The sequence below is a fragment of the Mucilaginibacter gossypii genome, from assembly GCF_900100945.1.
In the GTDB taxonomy this organism is placed as follows: Bacteria; Bacteroidota; Bacteroidia; order Sphingobacteriales; family Sphingobacteriaceae; genus Mucilaginibacter; species Mucilaginibacter gossypii.
Window position 1 is genome coordinate 191,984 of record NZ_FNCG01000011.1, and the last position, 26,787, is coordinate 218,770.

27 protein-coding genes are annotated in these 26,787 nt (G+C 41.9%); 12 read left to right on the forward strand and 15 right to left on the reverse strand.

Going from position 1 to position 26,787, the window contains the following annotated elements; all coding sequences use genetic code 11:
* Positions 1 to 53: 53 nt before the first annotated feature.
* Entirely contained in the window at positions 54 to 2,027 is a 1,974-nt protein-coding gene (locus BLS28_RS19580; protein ID WP_091171594.1) for an alpha/beta hydrolase family protein, read from the forward strand.
* A gap of 17 nt (positions 2,028 to 2,044) precedes the next feature.
* Here BLS28_RS19580 and BLS28_RS19585 read toward each other — a convergent pair whose 3' ends face one another.
* Positions 2,045 to 2,416 carry a hypothetical protein gene (locus tag BLS28_RS19585; protein WP_091171479.1) on the reverse strand — a complete coding sequence of 124 codons (372 nt, stop codon included), beginning with the start codon at positions 2,414 to 2,416 and terminating at the stop codon, positions 2,045 to 2,047.
* Between the two features lie 234 nt (positions 2,417 to 2,650).
* Here BLS28_RS19585 and BLS28_RS19590 point away from each other — a divergent pair, with 234 nt between their 5' ends.
* Positions 2,651 to 4,543: an alpha/beta hydrolase family protein gene (locus BLS28_RS19590; RefSeq protein WP_218134479.1), complete on the forward strand. Its 1,893-nt coding sequence runs from the start codon at positions 2,651 to 2,653 to the stop codon at positions 4,541 to 4,543.
* A gap of 335 nt (positions 4,544 to 4,878) precedes the next feature.
* Here BLS28_RS19590 and BLS28_RS19595 read toward each other — a convergent pair whose 3' ends face one another.
* From BLS28_RS19595 to pyrG, 5 genes are all read right to left on the reverse strand, one after another.
* Positions 4,879 to 5,415, reverse strand: coding sequence for a pyridoxamine 5'-phosphate oxidase family protein (locus BLS28_RS19595; protein ID WP_091171485.1), 537 nt, complete (start codon positions 5,413 to 5,415; stop codon positions 4,879 to 4,881).
* A gap of 176 nt (positions 5,416 to 5,591) precedes the next feature.
* A complete protein-coding gene (locus BLS28_RS19600; RefSeq protein ID WP_091171489.1) occupies positions 5,592 to 6,200 on the reverse strand; it encodes a transposase in 609 nt (202 codons plus the stop codon).
* Positions 6,200 to 7,564, reverse strand: a complete 1,365-nt coding sequence (locus tag BLS28_RS19605) for an exonuclease domain-containing protein (RefSeq protein ID WP_091171493.1) — start codon at positions 7,562 to 7,564, stop codon at positions 6,200 to 6,202. The genes BLS28_RS19600 and BLS28_RS19605 overlap by 1 nt, the downstream gene beginning before the upstream one ends.
* Positions 7,565 to 7,789: 225 nt before the next feature.
* A complete protein-coding gene (yidC, locus tag BLS28_RS19610) occupies positions 7,790 to 9,640 on the reverse strand; it encodes a membrane protein insertase YidC (RefSeq protein WP_091171497.1) in 1,851 nt (616 codons plus the stop codon).
* Between the two features lie 22 nt (positions 9,641 to 9,662).
* Positions 9,663 to 11,273, reverse strand: a complete 1,611-nt coding sequence (pyrG, locus tag BLS28_RS19615; protein ID WP_091171501.1) for a CTP synthase — start codon at positions 11,271 to 11,273, stop codon at positions 9,663 to 9,665.
* A 156-nt stretch (positions 11,274 to 11,429) separates the two neighbouring features.
* Between pyrG and BLS28_RS30965 the strand changes: the two genes are divergently transcribed.
* Positions 11,430 to 11,573, forward strand: a complete 144-nt coding sequence (locus tag BLS28_RS30965; RefSeq protein WP_176844519.1) for a hypothetical protein — start codon at positions 11,430 to 11,432, stop codon at positions 11,571 to 11,573.
* Between the two features lie 234 nt (positions 11,574 to 11,807).
* On the opposite strand, the gene kdsB is transcribed toward BLS28_RS30965, so the two are convergent.
* From kdsB to trpS, 4 genes are all read right to left on the reverse strand, one after another.
* On the reverse strand, positions 11,808 to 12,542 hold the full coding sequence (kdsB, locus tag BLS28_RS19620) for a 3-deoxy-manno-octulosonate cytidylyltransferase (protein ID WP_091171504.1): 735 nt from the start codon (positions 12,540 to 12,542) through the stop codon (positions 11,808 to 11,810).
* Positions 12,539 to 13,213 carry a hypothetical protein gene (locus BLS28_RS19625; protein ID WP_091171510.1) on the reverse strand — a complete coding sequence of 225 codons (675 nt, stop codon included), beginning with the start codon at positions 13,211 to 13,213 and terminating at the stop codon, positions 12,539 to 12,541. Before BLS28_RS19625 ends, kdsB begins: the two co-directional genes overlap by 4 nt.
* 14 nt (positions 13,214 to 13,227) lie before the next feature.
* A complete protein-coding gene (locus BLS28_RS19630; RefSeq protein WP_091171513.1) occupies positions 13,228 to 13,842 on the reverse strand; it encodes a deoxynucleoside kinase in 615 nt (204 codons plus the stop codon).
* Positions 13,843 to 13,967: 125 nt separating this feature from the next.
* A complete protein-coding gene (gene trpS / locus BLS28_RS19635; protein ID WP_091171518.1) occupies positions 13,968 to 14,963 on the reverse strand; it encodes a tryptophan--tRNA ligase in 996 nt (331 codons plus the stop codon).
* Positions 14,964 to 15,000: 37 nt separating this feature from the next.
* Here trpS and BLS28_RS19640 point away from each other — a divergent pair, with 37 nt between their 5' ends.
* The 5 genes from BLS28_RS19640 to BLS28_RS19660 all read left to right on the forward strand — a co-directional run bounded on the left by BLS28_RS19640 (position 15,001) and on the right by BLS28_RS19660 (position 19,686).
* Complete coding sequence (locus BLS28_RS19640; protein WP_256337487.1) at positions 15,001 to 15,756, forward strand: lysophospholipid acyltransferase family protein; 756 nt, start codon at positions 15,001 to 15,003, stop codon at positions 15,754 to 15,756.
* Positions 15,757 to 15,796: 40 nt separating this feature from the next.
* Positions 15,797 to 16,183, forward strand: a complete 387-nt coding sequence (gene gatC, locus BLS28_RS19645; protein WP_369596633.1) for an Asp-tRNA(Asn)/Glu-tRNA(Gln) amidotransferase subunit GatC — start codon at positions 15,797 to 15,799, stop codon at positions 16,181 to 16,183.
* Positions 16,184 to 16,362: 179 nt separating this feature from the next.
* A complete protein-coding gene (locus BLS28_RS19650; RefSeq protein WP_091171524.1) occupies positions 16,363 to 17,103 on the forward strand; it encodes an ABC transporter ATP-binding protein in 741 nt (246 codons plus the stop codon).
* A 55-nt stretch (positions 17,104 to 17,158) separates the two neighbouring features.
* Positions 17,159 to 17,992 (forward strand): helix-turn-helix domain-containing protein, encoded by an 834-nt coding sequence (locus BLS28_RS19655; protein ID WP_091171527.1) that lies wholly within the window; start codon positions 17,159 to 17,161, stop codon positions 17,990 to 17,992.
* A 44-nt stretch (positions 17,993 to 18,036) separates the two neighbouring features.
* On the forward strand, positions 18,037 to 19,686 hold the full coding sequence (locus tag BLS28_RS19660) for a serine hydrolase domain-containing protein (protein WP_091171530.1): 1,650 nt from the start codon (positions 18,037 to 18,039) through the stop codon (positions 19,684 to 19,686).
* A gap of 93 nt (positions 19,687 to 19,779) precedes the next feature.
* On the opposite strand, the gene BLS28_RS19665 is transcribed toward BLS28_RS19660, so the two are convergent.
* From BLS28_RS19665 to BLS28_RS19675, 3 genes are all read right to left on the reverse strand, one after another.
* Positions 19,780 to 20,187 (reverse strand): hypothetical protein, encoded by a 408-nt coding sequence (locus tag BLS28_RS19665; RefSeq protein WP_091171533.1) that lies wholly within the window; start codon positions 20,185 to 20,187, stop codon positions 19,780 to 19,782.
* 47 nt (positions 20,188 to 20,234) lie between these two features.
* Positions 20,235 to 20,858 (reverse strand): hypothetical protein, encoded by a 624-nt coding sequence (locus tag BLS28_RS19670; protein WP_091171536.1) that lies wholly within the window; start codon positions 20,856 to 20,858, stop codon positions 20,235 to 20,237.
* Positions 20,859 to 20,930: 72 nt separating this feature from the next.
* Positions 20,931 to 21,938 carry a chitinase gene (locus BLS28_RS19675; protein ID WP_091171538.1) on the reverse strand — a complete coding sequence of 336 codons (1,008 nt, stop codon included), beginning with the start codon at positions 21,936 to 21,938 and terminating at the stop codon, positions 20,931 to 20,933.
* A gap of 241 nt (positions 21,939 to 22,179) precedes the next feature.
* Between BLS28_RS19675 and BLS28_RS19680 the strand changes: the two genes are divergently transcribed.
* The 3 genes from BLS28_RS19680 to BLS28_RS30575 all read left to right on the forward strand — a co-directional run bounded on the left by BLS28_RS19680 (position 22,180) and on the right by BLS28_RS30575 (position 23,304).
* The gene (locus BLS28_RS19680) at positions 22,180 to 22,728 is read left to right on the forward strand and encodes a cob(I)yrinic acid a,c-diamide adenosyltransferase (RefSeq protein ID WP_091171542.1); all 549 of its coding nucleotides are present in this window, start codon (positions 22,180 to 22,182) and stop codon (positions 22,726 to 22,728) included.
* 94 nt (positions 22,729 to 22,822) lie between these two features.
* Positions 22,823 to 23,044: a DUF2795 domain-containing protein gene (locus tag BLS28_RS19685; RefSeq protein ID WP_002996718.1), complete on the forward strand. Its 222-nt coding sequence runs from the start codon at positions 22,823 to 22,825 to the stop codon at positions 23,042 to 23,044.
* Between the two features lie 110 nt (positions 23,045 to 23,154).
* Positions 23,155 to 23,304 carry a lmo0937 family membrane protein gene (locus BLS28_RS30575; RefSeq protein ID WP_110585189.1) on the forward strand — a complete coding sequence of 50 codons (150 nt, stop codon included), beginning with the start codon at positions 23,155 to 23,157 and terminating at the stop codon, positions 23,302 to 23,304.
* A gap of 41 nt (positions 23,305 to 23,345) precedes the next feature.
* Here the strand turns inward: BLS28_RS30575 and BLS28_RS19690 are convergent, their stop codons facing one another.
* Together BLS28_RS19690 and queA are read right to left on the reverse strand one after the other, a co-directional pair.
* On the reverse strand, positions 23,346 to 24,074 hold the full coding sequence (locus tag BLS28_RS19690) for a 2-C-methyl-D-erythritol 4-phosphate cytidylyltransferase (protein WP_091171545.1): 729 nt from the start codon (positions 24,072 to 24,074) through the stop codon (positions 23,346 to 23,348).
* Between the two features lie 151 nt (positions 24,075 to 24,225).
* The gene (queA, locus tag BLS28_RS19695) at positions 24,226 to 25,275 is read right to left on the reverse strand and encodes a tRNA preQ1(34) S-adenosylmethionine ribosyltransferase-isomerase QueA (RefSeq protein ID WP_090524496.1); all 1,050 of its coding nucleotides are present in this window, start codon (positions 25,273 to 25,275) and stop codon (positions 24,226 to 24,228) included.
* Between the two features lie 261 nt (positions 25,276 to 25,536).
* Between queA and BLS28_RS19700 the strand changes: the two genes are divergently transcribed.
* Entirely contained in the window at positions 25,537 to 26,784 is a 1,248-nt protein-coding gene (locus BLS28_RS19700) for an ABC transporter permease (protein WP_091171548.1), read from the forward strand.
* Positions 26,785 to 26,787 lie beyond the last annotated feature (3 nt).

Below are 26,787 nucleotides of genomic sequence, written 5' to 3' on the forward strand. Positions count from 1 at the left end.
TAAAAATCAAGGTTCTTTTACTAAATTACGGGCTCTATCAAAATACATCATTTATGAAGCGAGCCTTATTCCTTATACTCACGCTTTCTGCTGTCTTTAATGTATCTGCCCAACAAAAAAAGCCTTTGAAACCTGCCGATGTCTATCGGATTCCAACGGTAAGTGATCCGCAATTATCGCCCGATGGCAAATGGGTTGCTTATAGTGTATCGGATGTTGATACGGCTAAAGACCGCCGCGTGTCCCATTTGTGGATGCAGAGTTTTGATGGTAAAGAATCTATCCAGCTAACTCATGGTGATGAAGCAGCCTCATCCCCGCGCTGGAGCCCGGACGGTAAATATTTGTCGTTCCTATCCTCGCGCGATTCAAAAACGGGCTCACAAGTTTGGTTGATCGACCGCCGCGGTGGTGAGGGTGCTAAGCTAACCAACATTAAAGGCGATCTGAGCGACTATGCCTGGAGCCCGGATGGCAAGCGCCTGGTAATGGTTATAGGCGACCCGGAAAACAAAGGTAAAGAGGAACCTAAAACTCCAAAGCCCATAGTTATTGACCGTTATCATTTTAAACAGGATATAGTAGGGTATCTTCAGCACTTGCATAGCCACCTTTATTTAATTGATGTTGCCACTAAAAAGCTTGACACCTTAACCCGGGGCGATAAAGACGAAAGCTCGCCGGTATGGTCGCCGGATAGCAAAACAATTGCGTTTGTAAGCAATCGCAGTGCCGATCCCGACAGGAATCAAAATACTGATATTTTTACTATTGATGCCCGCTCCGGCGCCAGCATGCTTCAGCTTACCACATGGAAGGGTAGGGACGGCAACCCTCAATGGAGCCCTGATGGCAGATTAATTTCCTATCTCCGTTCAACCAGTGATGCCGATTACATGATGTATGATCAGAGCGTGGTTTGCATTATGGATGTGGTTGGCCAAAATAATAAACCGCTCACGCTTCAGCTTGATCGTCCGGCCGGGGCACAAACCTGGGCTAAAGACAGCAAGAACATTGTATTTATTGTAACGGACGACCGTGCCCGTTATCTGGCCAATATCAATATCAACAGCGGAAAGATCACTACAATAAACAAGGGCGATTATGTTTTTAACGATATAGCTACCAATCTTTCGGGCAATTGGATAGTACAAAAAACAGATCCTTACACACCTGCCGAATTATTTGCCTTAGAAGATAAAAAGCTGCGCCGGCTTACATTTCATCATGAGGAATGGTTAAATACAGTGCAATTGGCATACGCAAAAGGCTTTGAGTCAACAAGTGTTGACGGTACCAAGGTATCAGGTATTGTTTTTACGCCCGATAGTGTTCCTAATAAAAAATATCCACTCATCCTGTTTATTCACGGCGGGCCGGTAGGGCAGGATGAATTTGGGTTTGATGCTACAAGGCAAACATTGGCTGCCGCCGGTTATGCGGTAGCAGCGGTAAATTACCGGGGAAGTAACGGCCGGGGCCTTGATTATTGTAAAGCCATTTATGCCGATTGGGGTAATAAAGAAGTTAAAGATTTGCTTGGCGCGGTTGACCAACTAGAAAAGTTAGGTATAGCAAATCCCGATAAGCTGGGCATAGGCGGGTGGAGTTACGGTGGCATCCTTACAGATTATACCATAGCATCTGATACCCGTTTTAAGGCCGCGGCCAGTGGTGCCGGCAGCGCGTTACAGCTTTCGGTTTATGGCAGTGACCAATATGTATTGCAATACGAAAATGAGATAGGCACACCCTGGAAAAATGCCGATAAATGGATCCAGATCTCTTACCCGTTTTTTCATGCCGATAAAATAAAAACGCCGGTCATGTTCATGTCTGGCCTGAAAGATTTTAATGTGCCGACCATCGGCAGCGAGCAGATGTATGAGGCGTTGAGATCTCAAGGTATTCCAACCGAATTGATATTATATCCTAATCAATTTCACGGTCTTACCAAGCCAAGTTACCAGGTTGACCGGCTGCAGCGCTACGTTGACTGGTATGACAAGTATTTGAAAAAGTAGGGTTAACGGGAAGTAGTTCAAGAATTGATGGATTGCATTGATCTCATAAATCTTACGTCTGAAGTGATCTGATCTTTGGCTTCCGGTGATAATTCGTCAAGTTCAGCTTCATCAATGAGTGTTTGCAGTATCTGATTTGCCAGGATGTTAAGAAAATGTGAACCGGTAAGGCGATCATACATTCTGGATATTTGTTTGTCGAAGTCCCGAACCTCGTTGTATAATTTATAATATTGTTCCTGTGGTGTTTCAGGGCTGCTTTTTAATTGCTGAATAAGCTGATCGAAATGTTGCATCCCGCGTTTAAAATCCTCGGCAATGCCTTTATCAATTAGTGCTCTGACGATCTTTTTGTCTTTTTTGCTTAATTTCTGATAGTCATTATGCATGATGCTGATTTTAATGGGTAATACAAATAATGGAACGTCGTTTTTTCAAAACAATGCAATAATAAAAACCTTGTGATAATATTGGGTGGTTTAATTAGTAATTTTCCGGTCAATTGCAATCCTATGCATAAAAACGTACTTTTAATTATAGCGGTTTTAATCTTTAACGTTGTTTCTGCTCAAACAACAAAAAAGCCGCTTAAGCCCACTGATCTTTATAAACAGCCAACGCTGATGGCCCCTCAGCTATCACCCGATGGCAAATGGCTGGTTTATGAGCTATCTGAGGTAGACACCGCAAAAGATAAACGCGTATCGCACCTATGGATGCAAAGCTTCGATGGTAAGCAATCCATTCAGCTTACTTATGGTGATGAGCCCGCATCTACCCCAAAATGGACGCCGGATGGTAAGTTTATCTCCTACCTGTCTGAAAAGGATTCAAAAAATGGTGGCCAGGTTTGGATGATGGACAGGCGTGGCGGAGAAGGGCATAAACTCACCGACATTAAAGGCGAGATAAAAGAATATGTATGGTCGCCAGATAATAAGAAGCTGGCATTAATTATCAAAGACCCTGAAAACAAAGGAAAAGAGGCACCGAAAACTACACCACCGATAAGGATAGACCGTTATCATTTTAAACAGGATATTGAAGGATATCTGCAGCATTTGCATTCGCATTTATACCTGTATGATGTGGGTTCAAAAAAGCTTGACACCCTTACCAGCGGCAACATGGATGATAGCTCGCCGCAATGGAGCCCGGACGGGAAAACTATTGCCTATGTAAGTAACCATACTATTGATCCTGACCGGAATGAAAATACAGATATTTTTACGATTGCAGCTAAAGCGGGAGCCGAGCCTAACCAATTAACAACATTTACCGGCCATGATATTAACCCGATGTGGAGCCCGGATGGCAAGCGCATAGCTTACCTGCGCTCCACAAGCGATGCTGATTATTTTATTTATCAGCACGATGTTTTGTACCTGATGGATGCCGACGGAAAAAACAACCGTTCATTAACTGACCAACTGGATAGGCCTGTCAGCAATATTGCATGGAGCAAGGATGGTAAAGACCTTGAATACTTGGTAAGCAGCGACAGGATCCGTTATATCAACAGATATAACTTGCTTACCCGTAAATCAATATTGGTTTATAAAGGTAACGAATGCAGTTTTTCTGATATCATCGGTCATTCCTTGGGTATATGGGTAGGCAAAATGACTACACCATACATACCCAACGAATTGGTGGCTATTGAAAATGGCAGGATCCGGCGCTTAACTTTTCACCAGGAAAAATGGCTGAGCGAGGTTAAGCTGGCTTATGTAAAGGGCTTCCAGTCGTTTAGCAGCGATGGTACACTGGTTTCGGGTATTTTGTATACGCCCGATAGCGTGGTGACTAAAAAAATGCCATTTATCCTTTACATTCATGGCGGCCCTACAGATCAGGACGAGTTTGAGTTTGACGAGATCAGGCAAACACTGGCCTGCGCCGGCTATGCCGTTGCCGCTGTAAATTACCGCGGCAGCACTGGCAGAGGGATTGAATACACTAAAGCTATTTATGCCGATTGGGGCAATAAAGAAGTGAAAGACCTGCTTGGTGCGGTAGATGAATTAGTTAAACTTGGCATAGCAGATAAAGACCGCCTCGGAATTGGAGGTTGGAGCTACGGCGGCATTCTTACCAATTATACTATAGCAACCGACCCCCGCTTTAAGGCGGCGTCGAGCGGAGCAGGCAGTGCGTTGCAATTAGCCATTTATGGATCGGATCAATGGATTGTACAATATGATAATGAACTTGGCGCACCATGGAAAAATGCTGATAAATACATCAAATTATCGTATCCGTTTTTCCATGCTGATAAGATAAAAACCCCAACGCAATTCATGTCTGGCCTAAAAGATTTTAATGTGCCAACGGGAGGAGGGGAGCAAATGTATGAAGCGCTACGGTCACAAGGGGTACCTACTCAGTTGGTACTTTATCCCGGCCAATATCACGGTATCACTGTACCCAGTTACCAGGTTGACAGGCTGCAGCGATATATTGAATGGTTTGACAAATATTTATCCCCCCAGCCCCCTAAAGGAGGAGCTTTTTGATAAAGCGCATTTAACGAGGCTGTATCATAAATAATCGTGATACGGCCTTTTTTTGACTTATTCGGATACTCAAGCTATATATAGTTTTGGGTCGGCTCTACTGACAAAAAGGGGGTTAACAGGGTTAACATAATTTAGTGGTAATTTTTACTTAAACTATTTATAATCAAATAATTAAGTGTTTTTAGGCCAAAAATGTGTTAACCCCCTTTTTGTATAAATATGATCGGCTAAACTTCAATTCAAAGGTAATACAACACCAAGGGGCGTCAATTTGATTTATGATACAACCTCGTCTTTTATTCTGTAATTCAATAATTCTGAAAATTCTGATTTCAGACAGTAAGCTTTCCTTCAACCGAATCATCAATGGTTTTACCAATAGCAGCACCGGCGAGCCGTTTTACAAATGCGATGGCATTACCATGCTTATTATCCCAGTAATAGCCCTCGGTAGGTTCAACTTTAATAACGCTGATGCGCGGATCGTCAATACCTTCGGTAAACCATACTTTTAATGTGGGTTCCCATAGTTCTTTGATCTTTTCCTTGTCTTCGGTGATAGTTGCAATTCCGTAGAGATTTAAAAAATCAGAATATCCTGATCCCTGGAAAAGCAGGTGAACAAATGGGTCTTTAGCCAGCTCGTCGTTTTTGTGGCTGTCATTAGCGCTTAGAAACCAGAAATTACCTTCCTCATCAATTTTCTGCGCAGACATTGGTCGCACGGAAGCAGGTACACCTGTTTTAATGTTACTTACAAAAAAGCAGCTTTTAGCACTTTCGGCAAGTTCCTTGATTTTAGCCAATGCCTCCTGACCGTTAAGGTCTTGCATGTTATCTTCCGGCTGTTGTTGATTGATACTATCCATGTTTTAAGTTTTGTTGGTAAATGTTATAAGAGTAACCAATCAAAAACTCAATTGTGTGCGGTGTTTTAACTTAATGGATAATTATTTATTTATAAGTGATGGTGTTTTGGGTGGATTTAACTTACGAAGTTTTCAAAACTTCGTAAGTTTTACAGTGCACCAAGAAAAGCATCGTGCTATTTTACATAAGGTATATCACGCTCATCAACAGAGATTTTGTGATCATTTATGAAATGTTCCAAACCTCCAAACCATTCTAATACATCATGTTTGTTCAATACAGTTTTTTTTGCTGATAAATAAGCTGGGTAAGATGAGTATTTATAATCGCTGATGTCTGTTACAAGATTGGCGATCACTGGATTTTGATGTATGTAAGTGATAATCCTTGTATAGTAACTATCAGAATCAATTTCTGAAGCTTTGTATCTACCTTGAAATAAGCTGCCAACTCTATTATATTTTTTATTGATTGCTTTTGAATAAGAGATAAAAAAGTTTTTGATACCAGTTTCAAACGACTGCTGATCGTTTACCATGATAAAAAAGTGAAAGTGGTTTGGCATCAGGCAATAAGCATATACTTCGCAAAAGGGTAAAACGTGTTTCTTGAATTGGTTCAGAAAGAAAATGTAATTATCGTTTTCGAAAAAGATAGGTTCTTTATTATTACCCCGGTTGTAAATGTGATAGTAGGTGTTGTCGCTTATTTTCACTTGTAGATTTGTCAATCGGTCAACCAAACTTACGAAGTTTTTAAAACTTCGTAAGTTAATATCAAGCATTACCCAAATACCACCATCCTATCGGGATATTTGGAAGCGTAAGTAGCTACAATATTTTTGATGTAATCATTCCCCGGGTAGGGTGTAAGATGGCTTTTGAGTTGCTGTACGTTATCCGCGTCAAAATAATGGGAGATATAACCCATACCATAAAACTGACCTTTTTCTACCAGGATACAACTATGTTCATCGCCGGTACGGCCTTCATCCCGGATAGCGTAAGTTGGCAAGGCTTGTTTAAGCTGATCAATGGCATTGTTTACCTTCTCATTATAACTTTCCGGAGTTTCAACACCTTCACACGCGCATGCACTCCCGGCTGTACCGGTACATGGCTCATTGTTTTTTTGTATAAAACAAAGCTTAGGGCAAAGGTCAAAACCTTCTATCAGTTTGTTGAGCAGGTTATAGCCATCAAGCAGAGAATTGCAGGTATATATCGGGTCGCTGTATTTACGGTATTTATCAACCGCCAGGCGAATATAGCCACGCTGATCTTCAAAAGCATAAAGACAAAAAGCGTTTTCAAAGCGTTTCAACGAACGGTTGTATTTAGGCCACAGGCGTTTAATTTCAATAGCTTCCAGTACAAAGGCTATAAGCTCGGTACCGCAAAGCTGATAGCTGATCTGGTAAATATTACGTAAAAATTCCTGGCGTTGAAAGCCTGGGTTATTGCCAGTGAAATGGCTGCTTACGCGTTTTTTAACGTTTTTGGCTTTACCTACATATATTACCTTGCCTTTTTGATCATGAAAATAATATACACCTGGTGTATAAGGCAACTGGTCTATATCCTTTTTAGATAGGTTAGGCGGCAACACCTGATCCTTTGAACCTTGCTTAAGGGATTGTTTGATATGGTTCTCCGTGTCGCTGTTCAGCAGCAAGGTAAATAACTCAGCAGTAGCTTCTGCATCCCCCATAGCCCTGTGGCGACTTTGGTTATCAATACCTAAATGTTTGCATAACCGGCCAAGGCTATATGATGGTAAACCGGGCAGTATCTTGCGACCAAGCCTTACCGTGCACAGCTTATTGGTTTGCAAATCATATCCCGCAGCAGCAAGGTGATATCTTACAAAAGAAAAATCGAAGTTTACATTATGGGCAACAAAGATCTTACCGTGAATAAGGTGATAAATATCTGCAGCTACATCTTCAAAAGGAGGAGCGTTCTGCACCATCTCATTGGTAATGCCGGTTAGCGCACTGATATAAATAGGGATTTCACGCTGCGGGTTCACAAGCGTTTCGAAGCGCTTCACAACCTTTTTGCCATCATGTATGCATATGGCAATCTCGGTAATACCATTAGCACTTGCATGCCCCCCGGTGGTTTCTATATCGACAATTGCATACATGATATTTCAAATGTAATACAAAATTTGCTAATTATTTTAGTTGAGTTTAAAAAAGTCGGGAAGTCGGAAAGTCCGCAGTCGGAAAGTTTTTTGTTTAAAAAGGATCGCCCAGCTTATAAAAACAGAAAGGCAAAAGAAAAGCCCCTGAGAAACTTTCCCAGGGGCTTAAATATCTTTCGGACTTTCCGACTGCGGACTTCCGACTAAAGACTAAAGACTAAAAACTTAAGACTTCTTATTCTTATTAGCCTGGATCTGTTGTTGCTGACGCATCATTTCTTCCATTTTGGCACCAAAGCCCGATTTTTTCTTCTTAGAGTTATCTTCAGGTTTCTTTTTGTTTTCCTGGATCTGGGCATGGATCTTTTTATCATCAACCATGAATTTGATCAGGTATTGCTGTAAAAAGGTGAACATGTTGGCCAAAAAGTAATAATAGTTCAAACCGGCAGGGTAGCTGTTAAGCGTGAACAGGAATACCAAAGGAGTGATGTAACCAATGTATTTCATTTGCCCTGTAGCACCGGAGATCTGGTTGTTGAAATAAGTATAGATCAACGTTGAAATGGTCATCAGTAAACACATTAAACTAATGTGGTTAACGCCGCCAAGGAAAGCTATCGGAGCGAATTTAATAACCGAATCATAAGTTGAAAGATCATGCATCCACAGGAAACTTTCGCCCCTTAGCTCAAATAAACTTGGGAAAAAGCGGAAGAACGCAATAACTATAGGCATCTGGATCAGCAATGGTAAACAGCCGCCCAATGGGTTAACACCTGCCTTTTTGTACAGCTTTAGGTACTCCTGTTGTAACAACGTAGGGTTATCCTCACCAACTTTAGCTTTAATTTCATCCATTTCGGGCTTCAGCACACGCATTTTGGCCATTGAAAGGTATGACTTGTAAGTAAGAGGTGATAATACCAGCTTAAGCAATACAGTCAATACCAGGATGATCAGACCATAGTTCCAGTTAAACTTGTTAAGGAAGTTAAATACCGGCAATACCGCGAAACGGTTGATGTATTTTAATGGTCCCCAGCCAAGGTTAACCAGTTTATCAAGGTCATGCCCCTGGTCTTTAAGCGTATTAAAACGGTTGGGTCCAAAGTAAAACTCCAAGGGTAAAGAACCATCTGTGCCGCGGGTAAGCGACAGGTCGGCTTTCATTTGTTTTACATCGGTGGTATCGTTAAAATCAGTAGCAACAGCAACATCTGTTTTGGTAATGCCGCCTTTAGCTATCAGCACATTTGAAAAGAAGTGCTGTTTAAAAGCAACCCAGGCCATTTTTTTATCGCTGATGCTTTTTTGATCGTTTTTGCCTTCGCTTAGGTAATCAGCATCCCCATCGGTATTATAATAGTACACCGTTGAATACTGACGCTCCATTTTGATGTCTTTTTCCTGTTTGCGCAGGCTGGTGGCCCAGTTAAGGTTAATGGTGCTGCTGTTGGCAATAACGCCGTCAAGACCGGTAGGCTTAATGGTTAGCCCAAGTTTAAAACCATCACCTTTTAAACTGTATACATAATCAATATATTGGGTGGGGCTATAGCTCAAACGCATAGTAACCGAACCTGAATCTTTTTCGGCTATGTTAAGTTCTTTTGCACTTGGGGTAAAATAGTAATTGTTGGTATTGATATTGGCAACACCGGCGGCAAACTTCAATCCAAATTGGTTATTGTCACCACTGAAAAGCACCAGGGGCTTCTTATCAAAAGTTTTGTAGTTTTTTAACTCAACGGAAGCTACTTTGCCTCCGTGGGTGCTTAATTTAATAAGCAACTCTTTATTACCAATGGTAACAAACTCTTCTTTACCAACAGATGCGGCGCCGAAAGGCATTTTTAACAAGGCCGAGTCAACTTTGGCTGTTTTGGCGGTATCAAACTTAGCTGTGGTTTTAGCAGCAGCGGCAGCTACAGCGGCACCAGCTTTTTTCAGCGAATCCTGGTGCTGTACCTCGCGCTCTTTTTTAAGGTCGGCTTCTGATGGCTTTAAAAAGTATATCGAGCCGGCAATGATCGCCATGATCAGGAATAATCCTGTAAACGTATTTTTATCCATTATCTAATTATCGTACAATTACTTATTTTTTGCGGGCATAAGCCAGCGAAGCGGCGACAAAGTTAATAAAAAGTGGGTGTGGATTAGCAACTGTTGATTTTAATTCGGGGTGAAATTGCGAACCAACAAAAAACGGGTGGTTTTTTAACTCAACAATCTCCACCAGGCCATTGTCAGGATTTATGCCGGATGGGGTAAGGCCGGCGGCCTCATATTGCTTAAGATACTCGTTATTAAACTCATAACGGTGACGGTGCCTTTCCGAAATGTGGTTTTTTCCGTAAATAGCCGCTGCTTTAGTGCCTTTTTTAATATCGCAGGGATAAGCGCCTAAACGCATGGTACCGCCTTTGTTGGTGATGTTTTTCTGATCTTCCATCATGCCGATAACCGGGTAAGGGGTTTCGGGATTCATTTCGGTACTGTTGGCACCCTCAAAACCTAATACGTTACGGCCAAACTCAACTACCGCACATTGCATACCTAAACAAATACCAAAGAAAGGGATATTATTTTCGCGCACATGGCGGATAGCCTGGATCTTGCCTTCAAAACCACGCTCGCCAAATCCTGGGGCAACCAGTACGCCATGCATACCTTTTAATTTTTCAACAGCGTTTTCGGGCGTAAGCTGTTCCGAAGGGATATATTCAACCCGCACTTTACATTCCTGTTTAGCGCCCGCATGGATAAAGGCTTCGGTAATAGATTTATAAGCATCCGGCAACTCCACATATTTACCAACCAGCGCAATGCGCACGTCAGCAGTTGGGTTTTTGAGGCGACCAAGAAACTCCTTCCAGTTTTCAAGGTTTGGCTCATTTTTGTGCGGAAGTTTTAATTTGGTCAATACGGTTTTGTCAAGCTGTTCTTTCAGCATTAACAGGGGTACATCGTAAATACTTGGTGCGTCAATCGACTCAATAACAGCATTGATATTCACGTTACAAAACAGCGCTATCTTTTTGCGGATATCGTTGGTAAGGTGGTGTTCGGTACGGCAAACCAGGATATCGGGCTGGATACCATACTCTAATAACATTTTTACCGAGTGCTGCGTAGGTTTGGTTTTTAATTCGCCTGCTGCTGCAAGGAATGGTACCAGTGTAAGATGGATAACCAGAGAGTTAGCCGATCCAATTTCCCAGCGGAATTGCCTTACAGCCTCAATATATGGTAATGATTCAATATCGCCTACAGTACCGCCAAGCTCGGTGATCACGATATCGTAATCGCCGCTTTCGCCCAATATGCGGAAGTTTCTTTTTATTTCATCGGTAATGTGGGGCACTACCTGTACAGTTTTTCCTAAAAAAGCCCCTTCACGTTCTTTATTAATTACATTTTGATAAATGCGGCCGGTAGTGATGTTGTTGGCCTTTGACGTAGGAGTGTTCAGAAAACGCTCGTAGTGGCCAAGGTCAAGATCGGTTTCTGCACCGTCTTCGGTTACATAGCATTCGCCGTGCTCATAAGGGTTAAGTGTTCCCGGATCAATATTGATGTAAGGATCAAACTTTTGGATGGTTACGCGGTAACCGCGCGATTGAAGGAGTTTGGCTAAAGAAGCAGAGATTATACCTTTTCCTAACGATGAGGTAACACCGCCCGTAACAAAAATATATTTAGTCATGATTTTTTTTGAAAATGACCGGGCTTTTATACCACGGCCAATTGTTTCTGTACGGGATACAAAAGTAAGAAAATTTTCACGCTTCGGTATATCTGTTTTTCAAAAAATAGAACTGTAAATATCTTTTGTTTGTAATCGGTTTTTACAGAGTGTATTATGCGCGTTTTTGAAGCGGATACTTTTATAAACGGAAGTGAACTGGTTGATGGCTTTAACGGCGATAATCCTGGTAAGGTTCCCGTAACGGGTGGTTTGGCCGGTGACGCTGCCCGGTTACCATCTGATATAATGAATACGTAATTTCAGCCTTTTTTCTCGAGCTGTGCCTCCAAAAAGCTGCTGTTTCGGCACTGTTGGCCTGTTTGTTTACATGGGTAGCAGTACAGACTATAATGACTTTTCCAACTCAACCGCGGTTACTGAAATTGTGTTTTAAAGCCTTTACGCGGCGCGCTTAATCTTATATGGATTAAGAATAACAATGTTATCACTACAAGAAGTGTTAACTTATAATTGGGAGGATTAAATCAGAAACTATATATCAAACTTCAATTTCTCCAAATCCTCCGGTACATCAACGGCATGGGTTTCCAGTTCGGTTTCTGCAACTTTAATGCGGTAGCCATTATCTATCCAGCGAAGTTGCTCAAGGCTTTCTGCCTTTTCAAGCGGGGATACCGATAGTTTGGTAACTTCCTGCAATATATCTGCGCGATAACCGTAAATGCCAATGTGTTTAAAAAAGGTGTGAAATTCGAGCCAGTTCTCGGGCTCCTGGCCGCGGATATGGGGCAGGGTAGCACGGGAGAAATAAATAGCTTCGGATAATTTATTGATCACCACCTTGGGCGAATTGGTATTATGCAGTTCCTGCTCGGTCAGGATCCTTTTTACAAGAGTGGCCAGTTGGGTATCAGGATCGTTAAAGCAGGCTGTTAATTTGGTGATCTGCTCAGGGTCAATAAAAGGCTCATCGCCCTGGATATTGATGATCACATCATACCCGGGGTGCAGGCGGGCAACTTCGGCACAACGGTCGGTACCGCTTTGGTGGTTGGCACCTGTCATCACCGCAACGCCGCCAAAACCGTTTACGTGGTTAAAGATCCGGTCGTCATCGGTAGCCACGATAACCTCACTCAGGCTCCGGCATTTTTTTGCCTGCTCATATACACGTTGGATCATAGTTTTACCGCCGATATCAACCAATGGTTTACCGGGAAAACGGGATGACGCGTAACGGGCTGGGATAATGCCTAAGATTTTCATTTGATTTTTATTACAATGGTTTTAAACATTTGCAAAGCTAATTCCTGATCCTGCTTTGATAAATTACGGCCTGACAGTTGGAAGTTTAAAGTTGATGATTTACTTTGATAATAAATACCAGTAATTCCTTTTGAAGGATTTTTTGGCCAGATTGTTTTTATAATAAAATCTTGTTTCGACTCTTCATTAAAGTTGTGATCTTTTATCTCTGCAGGGATTTCTATCGGAATATACACTGTGCTGTCCTTAGTAAGCATATTTGCGATGTAGTCAGCCTTAGGAAATTTGCTTTTTTGCTTAGCTGTAGGTTTATGTATTGAGATTTTGACTTTTATATTGGGGGCGTCACTATATGTACGTTCTCTATCGCAAAAATCACATCCGCGTTGCCAATCGTTAGTTTTTATATACTCCTGTTCTGATAGTAATGGGTTATTAGCGTACCCCATCGAACTGATTTCGAAAGAAAGAGTATCGGTTGGAGCAATAATTCTACCTACAAAAGAGTCTATGCCTTGTTCCTGTTGAAAATGCCAGTTAGGAGGCAACCATAGTTTGAAACCATTCAAACTGAGCAGATGCCATGTGCTGATATTTACTTGTTTTTCTGAACTATGTTCGCAGGAGAATAAAAGAATAGATAATAAAGCGAAGATCAAAAACTTCTTCATACCCTATTAAACTATTAAAACAGCCCGTTAATCTCCCTTTCAATAAGGTTTACAATGGTAGCCATATCCTCAGTATTGTTAGCAAAATCCAGATTATCCTTATCAAGGATCAACAGTTTGCCTAATTTATAGTTGTTGATCCATTTATCATACTTTTCGTTCAGTTTGGAAAGATAATCTAAACGGATACCTATTTCATACTCACGGCCGCGGCGCTGAATATTGCTTACCAGGGTAGGTACAGATGCTTTAAGGTAAACCAACAGATCGGGCGGTTTAATAAACTCGGTGATATTTTGAAAAATTGATTCGTAGTTTTCGTAGTCGCGCGTGGTCATCAGACCCATATCGTGCAGGTTTTCGGCAAAAATATAGGCATCCTCGTAAATGGTGCGGTCCTGTATAATATTACGCCCGCTTTTTTGGATATCGATGATCTGGCGGTAACGGCTATTCAGGAAGTAGATTTGCAGGTTAAAGCTCCAGCGCTTCATGTCGCTGTAAAAATCCTCTAAATAGGGGTTGTTATCTACTGCTTCATACAAAGGGTCCCATCCGTAATTTTTGGTCAGCATCTCGGTAAGGGTGGTCTTTCCGGCGCCGATATTTCCTACAATAGCTAAATGCATATATTTTAGTTCATGGGTTATAGTTCATGGTTCATAGCTGATGTTTTTAACGAAGAACACCCGCTGTTTTGAAATGAACTCCGACTAATATACATTATGAACTATGAACTATCAAAACCCGCTATTTAAAATTTCCTGAAGCCGATGATCTCTCTAACTTCCCTTATCGTTCTTGACGCGCTTTCACGGGCCTTTTCGGCACCCATTTCGGCTACTTTACGCAGGTAATCGGCGTCGTTGGCAATGGCGTTGATCCTGTCGCGGATAGGGGCTGTTGCCAGTACCATATCTTCGGCAAGCTGCTTCTTTAAATCGCCGTAACGGATAGCCATTTTGTTATAAAGCTCGTCAAAGTGGGCAAGTGTATCGGGTGTTGAAACAACCTTCATTAAATCGAACAGGTTTTGGATCTCCTGTGGTTTTTGCTGGTTTTCAACAGTAGGGCCGCTATCGGTTACCGCGCGCATTACTTTTTTGCGGATGGCTTCGGGTGTATCACCTAAAAATATAGCATTGCCTTCGCCTTCTGATTTGCCCATTTTTCCCTTGCCATCTAATCCCGGAATTTTTATCAAACTTTCGCCAAAGCTAAAGGCAAAAGGCTCGGGAAAATAATCATGGTTATATAGCCTGTTGAAACGGTTACCAAAAGTGCGGGCCATTTCAAGGTGCTGCTCCTGATCTTTACCTACAGGCACTTTAGTAGCTTTGTGGATAATAATATCCGCCGCCATTAAAACCGGGTAAGTAAGCAGGCCGGCGTTCACATTTTCGGGATTGGCGCGTACCTTGTCTTTAAATGATGTTGCTCGTTCCAGTTCGCCCAAATAGGCGTTCATGTTCAGGTACAGGTATAATTCGGTAACCTCCGGAACGTCGGATTGCACGTATATAGTAGCCTTTTCCGGGTCGATGCCCGCGGCTAAATATTCTATCAGCACCTGTTTTACATTGCCATGTAAATTGGCAGGTGTGGGGTGGGTAGTTAACGAGTGGAGGTCGGCAATAAAGAAAAAGCAGTTGTATTCATCCTGCATTTTTATAAAGTTTTGCAACGCCCCGTAATAATTTCCTAAGTGTAAGTTTCCGGTCGAACGGATGCCACTAACAACAGTCTCCATAGTGTGGCGAAAGTAAGGAATTTTTCTATTTTTGGTAATGATGAAAATGATATTGAGAAAAGTACACGCATATCTTTACATTGTGAGCGTGGCCCTGGGCTACGTTATATTATGGCCTTTTTTCTATTATTTTTCGCGTAAGCCCGAACGCTATCATACCCTCAACTCATTCAGAAGGGTTTGGGGATTAGTGAGTTCTGCTTTTGTGGGCATATTTTACCATTTTGAATATGAACAACCGATTGACTGGAGCAGGCCTTATATTATTTGTCCTAATCACACCTCAAACCTTGATATTTCGGCTATGTGTATCCTGGTTAAAAGCAATTGTTGTTTTATGGGCAAACATGAGTTGGAAAATGGCCTGGTAACTGGTCTGTTTTTCCGTACGGTGGATATTCCTGTAAACCGTGATAGTAAAATGTCGTCGTTCCGGGCGTTTAAAAAAGCATCAGAGAAATTACAGGAGGGCGTTTCTCTTATCATTTTCCCCGAAGGCGGAATTTCGGATCATTATCCCCCGCAGCTTTGCCCGTTTAAAAATGGTCCTTTCAGGCTGGCTATTGAGTTAAAAATACCTGTCATCCCGGTATCGTCGGCCAATACATGGCAAATACTTTGGGATACCGGCATTAAGCACGGCAGCAGGCCAGGGATCTCTAAATTTAAGGTTCATAAGCCTATTGAAACGGCACACCTGAGTATTGACGATGCCGATGCTTTACGGGATGAGGTATTTGAGATTATGAACAATGATTTAATGTTTGAAGGCGCTGTTTCTACCCTGGCTTAGTCAATTATATGACAGCAGACCGGGAATTTGTAATATATTTGTGCATAAACCCATTGAAGCGGCCCAGTTAAGCATGGATAATGCCGGCGCACTGCGCGATGAGGATTACGCTATTATAAAACAAAAAACAACAGGCATGACCATTGATAAAGAAACCGTTGAAAAAGTAGCCCACCTGGCCCGCCTTGAACTTACTGAAAGCGAAGTACAGGATACGATGAAGGATATGAGCAAGATCCTTGATTTTATGGCTAAATTGAACGAGGTGGATACCACGGGTGTTGAACCACTGGTTTATATGACCACCGGTGCCAACGTGCTGCGAGAGGACGTAGTTAAACAACAAATTACCCACGAAGAAGCTTTGGAAAATGCCCCTAAGCATGACGAAGACTACTTTTTGGTTGCAAAGGTGATTGAGAAATAGTTTTTTGTCCGAAAGTCGGGAAAGTCCGAAAGTCGGTAAGTCGGAGAAGTCCGAAAGTTAAGACGGTAGTAAGTTAGACTAAAAACTTGCGGACATCGGACTTACGGACTACCGACCACTAAAAATAAAAACCACTGTAACATTCGGCACCTCAGTGCAGTCCAAACAAAAAATAATTCATGGAGCCAATAAATACTGCCAAGCCGTTAATAACCATAAAAGATATCGGGCGTAAATATGTAATAGGTGCCGAGGTGATCCACGCACTTAAATCAGTTTCGCTTACTATTAACAAAGGCGAATTTGTGGCTTTGATGGGCCCTTCCGGCTCCGGTAAATCAACCCTCATGAATATTTTGGGCTGTTTGGATACCCCAACCAAAGGGCAGTACATCCTTAACGGAATAGATGTAAGCCACATGACCGATAGCCAGCTTGCTGAAGTACGTAACTCGGAAATTGGTTTCGTGTTCCAGACATTTAACCTGCTGCCCCGTAATACTGCTTTGGATAATGTGGCGCTTCCACTAATCTACGCCGGCGTTAATAAAGAAAAACGTAAGGAACGTGCCGGCAATGCATTGAAAAATGTTGGTCTTGGTCACCGTATGGATCACAAACCCAATGAACTTTCGGGCGGGCAAAGACAGCGTGTTGCCGTGGCAAGGGCGCTGATCAATAATCCATCCATTATACTGGCCGATGAGCCAACAGGTAACCTTGATACCAAAACATCCATCGAGATCATGGGCCTTATTGAAGATATCCACGCTAAAGGTAACACCATTATCCTGGTAACGCATGAGGAGGACATTGCCCTGCATGCCCACCGCATAGTACGTATGCGCGATGGTTTGATAGAGAACGATTACGTTAATACCAACGTGCAAACGGTTGACCGCAGGGTAGAGGAGGTGTAGCCCCCCGGCTCCTAAAGGGGGAGTTATAGCGTTTATTAACTCAATAATCTTCGCCGTGAAACAACTACAAACAGGCAGCTTCTACGGACAAACCAATCATACAACGCATTTACAGGGTATCACCATAACTGATACCGAATATACCCTTGATAAGGTGGACTGGCATTACCATGAAAATGCCTACTTCACTTTTATATTGGCCGGTAATGTTATTGAAGGCAATAAAAAGGAAGTTTATCATTGCCCGGCAGGCACTCTGCTGTTTCATAACTGGCATGATCCGCACTATAACATCAAGCCCAAAGGCTTTACCCGCGGCTTTCATATTGAATTGCAAAAGCGCTGGTTCGATGACCTGGACTTGAAACAGGATAAACTGGAAGGCAGCTTTGCCATTCAGGACCCGGATGTGAAATTTATTTTATACCGGATCTTTAAAGAATCAAAGATTTGTGACGAGCTGACCGCAATGACTGTAGAAATGCTATTGCTGCAAGCGCTCAATAAAATGCAGGTAAATAACTCCGGCATGTCACGACAAGTTCCTGCATGGGTTGGCAAGCTGAAAATATTGCTGGCCGATGATCCTGCCCGGAAGCATACGCTTGCCGAACTTTCCGGGCTATTACAGCTCCATCCGGTTCATTTATCCCGTGATTTCTCCAGGTATTTCAATTGTACTATGGGCGAATATATCCGCAAGCTCAGGGTTGAAAAAGCGTTTGGCTTATTAGCAGATGACGGGTCATCCTTAACAGATATCGCCTATGCCTGCGGATTTGCCGATCAAAGCCATTTTTTACGCTGTTTTAAGCAATTTGGCTGTGATAGCCCGTCTGCTTATCGTAAGCTTTTATTGAAAAAGCATGTTAATTCTGTTCTATTTTGAATGTATTAATTGGGGCAGTTTTGTAAATATCTAAACAGACAGCAATGAAACATTTTCTCCTTATATTCTTTATAATAACTGCAACCATTTGCAGGCTATCCGCTCAGGTGGGCAATATCATCGAACCTGAACCTATAACCTCCGCCCTTCAAAAAGCCAATATGGGTAAGGTTGTTTTTGAGGCGGATACTATCCCGCTTGAAAAACTGGAACAAACCGATCTGTTAACAAGCTATGAGGCTAAACCTGCCAATAATTTGTACATGCGGCTTTTGCTGGCCAATTCATTAACCAATTACCAGCATAGCTTAGCGCCGTCGTTAAGTATTGAACAATTGAACGGGGGAAATTTTCAATTTGTTTTTTATGTAGATGGCAGGCAGGTTTACCAGGAAAATCTGCATAAAGGGGCCAATTTGCCCATCGCAAAAAATACAAAGACCACTATTTTTGTTCCGCTCGTCAGTAGCCGGGGAGAAGATTCATGGGGACGCTTTTTGTGGGGACGGTTTATGGCCCATGGCGGGGAAGATGGGCTTACTACAGGTGCTCACCAGCTTAAAATTGAAGTTCGGCCTTATATTACTGTCCCTGATTTGAAAGTAGGTGAGCTAATAGCACAGGGAGAGATTAGGTTTATCGTACCGGCAATTGATCTAAAAGATGCCGAATTGCAACCCATAAAGCCCGGCAGCGGCTGGCAGGTATCAAAAGATGATTTTGATAAAAAGAAGGTCATGGAGATGAATGCCCTTATTGCCGGCAACAGGTTTAAACAGATCACCAGCGTGGTAGTGATCAAGAACGGCAAGTTGCTAATTGAGGAGTATTTTAACGGCAGCGCGCGCGATTCATTGCACAATCCCCGTTCGGTTGGTAAAACATTTGCTTCGGCCGTGATGGGGATAGCAGTTCATGATGGCTATATCAAAAGCGTTGATCAAACCTTAAAGGAGTTTTATGACCTCAAAAAGTTCAGTAACTACTCGCCTCAAAAAGAAAATGTAACACTAAAAAGCCTGCTTACCACGAGCTCCGTTTTTGACGCGGATGACAACCAAAGTGATTCGCCGGGGAACGAAGAAAATATGTACCCCACCGATGATTGGGTGAAATTTACCCTCAGCCTTAAAACAGACAGCAATAAAAGGGCAGGTAAACAATGGAATTATTTTACAGCCGGCGTGGTGGCATTGGGCGATATCCTGAATAAATCAGTGCCCGGCGGGCTTGATAAATATTCGGCCGAAAAGCTGTTCAAGCCATTGGGCATCAGTAATTATCGCTGGCAATACACACCGCAGAGTGTACCCAATACCGCGGGCGGCCTGCAAATGCGCTCGCTTGATTATGCCAAATTCGGGCAATTGTATAAAAATGGCGGTGTTTGGAATGGCAAACAGGTAATTTCGCAAAACTGGGTTAAGGAATCATTTACCAAACACCTTACGTTACCAAAAGATGTGGTAGGTGAGGGCTTTTACGGTTACCTGTTCTGGAACAAAACCTATACGGTAAACAACAAAGCTTACGAAACTTACTACTGCTCAGGTAATGGCGGCAACAAGATCTTTGTTTTTACCGATGAGCCGCTGGTGGTTATTATAACCGCCGAGGCCTACAACACGCCCTACGCGCATTCGCAGGTTGATAAAATGATGAAGGATTATATTTTACCGGCGGTATTAAAATGATTGCTGTAGAGGTGCATAACATGCGTCTCCGAATATGCAAATCAAAATTTTAACACAGTTAGACGCACGTGATACGTCTTTACCTTTTTACGGTTATTCAATTTTTAATCGAAATATCAAATTATCCCGTCTGCAATCGAAGTAATAGATATCAAGATTTTTTAGATGATAATACGCTTTTGTAGCTATGATGTAATTTAAGTAGACTTTTAGTGGTTGGTTTGTTTTGACTGAAGTTATTGCGATCCGTTTTTTATCGTTACTTAAAATATACAATCCTTTATCGCCCTCATAGCAAGGTGTGTCATTACCATATTCAACAGTTAATATATCTGCATCTTTTATACGTTGCTTTTTGATCAGAATTGGCTTTTTATCAAAATCGGTATATTCAGCTATTGTTTTATCGTTGTATTTAACATGCCAATAATCAACCGTATCGGGTTTGAAATGAGCATGGGTGTTAACAGCGAAAGCCAAAATTAGTGCGAATAGGCTCATATGGTATGGTTTAATATAGGTAAAGCAGGGCTAATAGCCTTACTTGCTCAATCGCAGGTGGTACACAACCTCGAAACAAACTCTGCCAGGTGCATAGCTTTTTCTGCAGATATGGCGTGGGTATTACCGATAATGAGGGTATGCTCAACAATTTCTATTACAAAATCATCCAGCCTGATATCCATTACCACGTTGCGGAAATTACGATCGGCCCCGGTAATTGCTTTTTGGCGGTCGCTTACCAGCATATAAAAAGTGTCACTAAAGGCCTTGTCTTCGGCAAAATCAAGCTCAACCGGGTGGATCAGTTCAATGATCTTGTCAACCAATGTTTCGCGCCTGATGAGCACCCGGCCAAAATCATGCTTTAAATAAGCCAGTGCCCAGGTTTGATATGGTGCGGAGGTTACAGCCTTGCCGTGATGATGCCCGTTATGTTTTGACTGGCATTCGGTGAATAGCATATAGCTATCGTTATTTTTATTTTTTATAGCGTATGATTCCTTTACACTAATGTCGAGATAGTCTTTGAAAATGCTAAACTGCTCTAAATGAAAATCAATATGCCCGGTTTGTTCAATCCTGAATCTGTTTTTCAGGCTGGCCAGGATATCACCGAACTGGTCGGTTGCCGGGGGATACAAACCGGCGTTTTCAATGGCGGATTCCAAATGTTAAAGTTTAGTGTTGTAAATGCTAATACAATAATAACTTTTTTGCTTTGAAATTCAAAAATACTGCCGTTAATAATGATAAGGCTTCATTTTACCGCATGAACAAGCGCAATTGGCATCGGTAATACCTAATTTCTTCAGGAAAAACTGGTAAAAGCCAATCCTGTCGTTCATATTATACATATTTTCGCCCTTGTTGCATTCTACTTCGCCGTTCACAATATTAATGGTCATACCAAAACCTGGCGTGCGGCCTGCGGCTTTATCTTCTGCATTGGGTTGCCATTTGCCTGTCATTACAGCATGCGCCGATGGTTTGTGGGTTTGAGGCGTCATCCAGAAATAGATGGCGGTTTTAAAAGCCATCACCGGGTCGGTTTCTACCATCTCGGGATTTTGGAGCAATATTTTATCATCGCCTAATATGCAATCTGAAGCATAGCCGTAATTGCCGTTATAGCTCAATTGCATCGGCCCGCGACCATAGTATTTTTTACCGGCAACGGGAGGGTATTCATCATTTTCGGCAATGTAAGGCAAACTGGTATTGCTTTCATGGATCAGCATGAGGCCATCGGTATATGTAGCATTTATGCCATGACGGGTTTCGTGCGCAATGTGCGCAAAAAAGGCGGCGAGTTCCTTTTTATTTACATCAGCACTGTATTCGGTGCAGAAATTGCCATAGTCAATAGTGTAGGTGCTATCTGGCTTGGCTTTGGCCCATTCTTCGTTCCAATCAACATCCTGGCGTACAACGGCCTTCTTTCCTGTTTTTTTATCGGTACGTATCAACTGGTAAACGGATGTTGCCCTGCGGGTTACTTTTACGCTGATCATGCCAAGCTCATCGGCTGCTTTGATAAAGGCAGCATACGTATAAAATTTATCGCGTTGCGGAAAAAGATCATTAAATTGTTTTTCGCTTAGCAAACTGGCCATACTTACCCTGGCTGGGGCAGCTTTTTTTTGAGTGGGGGTTTTGGTATTGCTGTTGTCGCCGCAGCTAAACCCGGTTGAAAGCAGGATGATAAGAGATAAGGAGAGCAGCTTTGATGATAATATGATCGGTTTCATGAGTTTCACGCTAAGTATGTTTGATGATATCACGGATGCAAGTTTAAGCTAACATATTAAAAATTACACTTTATTGGCAAAAAATATGCTAAAGTGTTATGAAATACAAAATTTAAGATGATAGATTTGAAATAACACCAATCATGAAAAAAAGATTTATCGGGCTTGGTTTTAATTGCCTGATAATCAGAGTTAGCTTTTTTGTAACCTGATTGTTGGCAGCTTATTTGTTAAATTAAGTATGAAAATATATACTAAAACGGGCGATAAAGGGTTTACCTCATTAATTGGCGGTACACGCGTGCCCAAGCATCATATCCGCATTGAAAGCTATGGTACGGTTGATGAGCTTAACTCGTACATCGGGCTTATTGGTGATCAGGATATTGATGCACATGATAAGGAGGTATTGAAGCAGATACAGGACAGGTTGTTTACAATTGGCTCTTCACTGGCAGCCGACCCTGAGCGGTCAAGGATGATTATTCCGGACCTTAACATGAGTGATGTGGAAATGCTGGAAGCAGAAATGGATACCATGAATGAAAGCCTGCCGGCGCTTAAACATTTTATTTTACCTGGTGGCAGTAATGTGATTTCATTTTGCCATATTGCAAGATGTGTTTGCCGCCGTGCCGAGAGGATAACCGTTCAGCTTGCCGAAGAAAGTACAGTTGATGAAAAAGTGAATATTTATCTGAACAGGTTGAGTGATTACCTGTTCACTTTGGCTCGCAAAATTGCTAATGCTAATAAAATAGCTGAAAATCAGTGGATACCACGGGTTTGAAAAATTGAAAAAAAATATTGATATTCAATTTGAAAATGTTATACTTTTGCGAAAAAGTAAATTTTACTGATAATTATAAATATAAATAAAAACGATGTATTGGACACTTGAACTGGCATCGCACCTGGAAGATGCACCATGGCCCGCAACTAAAGATGAATTAATTGATTATGCTATCCGTTCAGGCGCTCCTGTTGAGGTTATCGAAAACCTTCAGGCACTTGAAGACGATGGCGAACCGTACGAAAACATAGAAGAGATCTGGCCGGATTATCCGACTAAAGACGACTTCTTCTTTAATGAAGACGAGTACTAAACACGATAATGAAACCCTTAGCAATGAGGGTTTTTTTATTAACCGCTAATTTTGGAATGGTTTTGGTATAGGTAATTACACATTTACTTAACTACTAAAAACATAACAAAATGAGAGGTTTATTGTACATTATCGCTGTTATTCTGGTTATAGGATGGCTGTTTGGAGCATTTATACACCCATTTGGGGGTGGTTTGATTCACATACTATTGGTAATAGCTATCATAGCTGTACTTTTAGGTGTAATCAGACGGGCATAACAAATTTAACCTTGTATTGCAAATCGAAAAAGCCGCAGACTTTATAGCTGTGGCTTTTTGCTTAAAAGCAGTTCGGCAATAGCGATATCTTCGGGGAAGGTGATCTTGATGTTGCTGTGATCGCCTTCGGTAAGTTTTATTTCGGCGCCATATTGCTCAACAACGCTTGCGTCATCTGTAAACCTGGTATCAAATGGTTGTTCATAAGCTTTTCTTAATAGTGAAGCCCTGAAAGTTTGCGGGGTTTGCACCAGGTAAATCTCATCTCTGACCAGGCTTACCGAGCGGCTTTCTTTTACCTGACGTATCGAATCGCGGCTTTTAACGGCCACTACCGCTGTGCCATGCTTAGCGGCGCATTGGTAAGCTTCATCAATAATGTAGGGTGAAGTAAGCGGCCGTACGGCATCCTGTACAGCAACAAGGGCTTCCCGATCGGTAATCAGGTTAAGCCCGTTCTTAACCGAATGAAAACGGGTTTCTCCGCCCGTAATCAACTGATGGGGAATGGTAAATGAATATTCCTGAATCAATTGCTGCCAGTAAGTATGATAAGCTGCTGGTAAAACCAGTATAATGGCTGGTTTCGCCTCTGATTGCTCAAAGGCTTCAATGGTATGCATTAATATGGGTTTGCCGTGAAGTAGTAAAAATTGTTTAGGGACCGCCGATTGCATTCGACTGCCCGAACCTCCTGCTACTATGATAACGTAGTTTTTGTTTTGAGATGTGAGATGTGAGATATGAGATGTGAGATTGGACGTTGTCATAATTTAAGTTAACTAATATCTAACAAAATTGGCCGCAAAAAAAATTAGATCTGAAAACAAATAGAATGTCTCAGATCTAATAAACTACAAAAAAATGAGATATGAAACCATGGTCTCATATCTCAAATCTTATATCTCAAATCCAAAAAGATTAGATGATCAGCATCGCATCACCGTAGCTGTAAAAACGATATTTTTCTTTTACGGCAATTTCGTATGCATTCATTACGTGCTCGTAACCGCCGAATGCCGAAATCATCATCAATAGTGTTGACTCAGGTGTATGGAAGTTGGTGATCATTGAGTTAGCGATGCTGAAATCATACGGCGGGAAAATGAATTTGCTGGTCCAGTCGTTAGCAGCTTTCAGGGTTTTGTTTGCCGATACAGCCGATTCAATGGCACGCATTGAAGTTGTGCCAACTGCACAGATGCGTGCTTTGCGTTCAATGCCGCGGTTTACAATATCAGCTTGTTTTTGCTCAATGATAAATTGCTCCGAATCCATTTTGTGTTTGGTTAAATCCTCAACCTCAACCGGGCGGAAGGTACCTAAACCAACGTGCAAAGTAACTTCCGCAAAATCAACACCTTTTAATTCAAGGCGTTTCATAAGCTCACGGCTGAAGTGTAAACCGGCAGTAGGAGCAGCAACGGCGCCTTCATGTTTAGCGAAAATGGTTTGGTAACGCTCTTTATCTTCTGCAGTAGCTTTGCGTTTAATGTATTTAGGCAGTGGTGTTTCGCCTAAAATTTCAACGTTACGACGGAATTCTTCGTCTGTACCGTCAAACAAAAAGCGGATAGTACGGCCGCGTGAAGTGGTGTTGTCAACAACTTCTGCAATCAGCAAATCGTCATCGCCAAAATATAATTTATTGCCTACACGTATTTTACGGGCTGGGTCAACCAGTACATCCCATAAACGCAGTTCTTTATTCAATTCGCGTAGCAAAAATACTTCGATGGTAGCACCGGTTTTTTCTTTGTTGCCATATAAACGGGCAGGGAAAACTTTAGTATTATTAAGGATCATTACATCCTTATCATCAAAATAATCCAGCACGTCTTTAAATATTTTATGCTCAATTTTGCCCGAATCTTTGTGTAAAACCATTAAACGTGATTCATCGCGGGTGGCAGAGGGTGTATGGGCGATAAGGGATTCAGGTAAGTTGAATTTAAATTGAGATAATTTCATGCTTGTTTTTATGAATTTTCAAGGGCGCAAATGTACGAATTTTTTTGTTAATTTAACAGATTTTTTTAAGAAGCAGTTTAATTACACTACCATTATATTAATTGCAAAATGCTGTAACTTAAATCATGTACTGTTGTCTAAAAAAATATTAGCAGGCGGCTTAACATATCAGTAATAAAAGCGCCCGTTATATTATGTATTACCTCCACGCTTTAACCGTGCAATTAGGATTGATTAACAAGTAAGATCAAAATAAGTTATATGCTTTTTTTAAAACTTTTAAGGGAAAGTTTTTTGTTTGCCGGCGATGCCCTGCGGCAGAATAAAACACGTACGTTGCTGTCATTGCTTGGGGTAACTATTGGTATATTTACTATCATAGCTGTACAATCGGCAGTTGATACCCTGCGTAATAATCTGCAAAATAGTGTTAATAAGTTGGGTAATAACAGTATATATGTGCAAAAGTGGCCCTGGGTAGGTGGTAGCGATTTCCCATGGTGGAAATACCTGCAAAGGCCTGAATCTGACCTTCGCGATTTTAACGAACTTTCGCGCCGTATCACAACAGCCGAGGCATTATCATACGAAATAAATATTGATAACCGCACCATAAAGTATAAAAGCAACACGGTTGAAGGTGCCCAGGTAGACGCTGCATCGCAGGATCATGACAAAACCTGGAATTTTGACCTTGAGAGCGGTCGTTACTTTACCGAAATGGAATCAAAAACCGGGGCGCCTATAACCGATATCGGTTATGATATAGCCCAGGCCCTTTTCCCCGATGGCGACGCCGTAGGTAAGCAGATCAAGGTTATGGGGCGGTATGTGACCATTGTAGGCGTGTTTTCAAAACAGGGTAAGGATATGCTTGGTATATCTACAGATAAGGAGGTGCTGTTGCCCCTTAACTTTGCCCGCAACTTAATTGATATACAGAGTTCAAAATATGGTCCTTCAATTATTGTGCGCGGAAAAAAAGGAATCCCGACCGATGATGTTGAAAGTGAAATTAAAGGGCTTATGCGTTCTATCAGGAGGCTGAGGCCCGGTGCCGATGATAATTTTTCGTTAAACCGTACAACCATGATCACCCAGCAGCTCGACGATCTTTTTAAAGTGGTCAACATCGCCGGTGCTATCATTGGCGGGTTCTCCATTTTAGTTGGTGGTTTTGGTATCGCTAATATCATGTTCGTATCGGTAAAGGAACGCACCAATATCATAGGGATACAAAAATCATTAGGGGCTAAAAACTATTTCATATTATTGCAGTTTTTAATTGAATCGGTTTTGCTTTGTTTTGTGGGCGGGATCATCGGGTTGTTTTTTGTATATCTGGCCACGTTTGCCGTAAAGGCCGCTTTAGATGTACAGGTAATACTTGATGCCGCTAACGTTACACGGGGTTTAAGCTATTCAATTATAATAGGGGTGATAGCTGGCATTATTCCCGCGTATTCGGCCTCGAGGCTAGACCCGGTAGAAGCTATCCGTACAAACTAATTG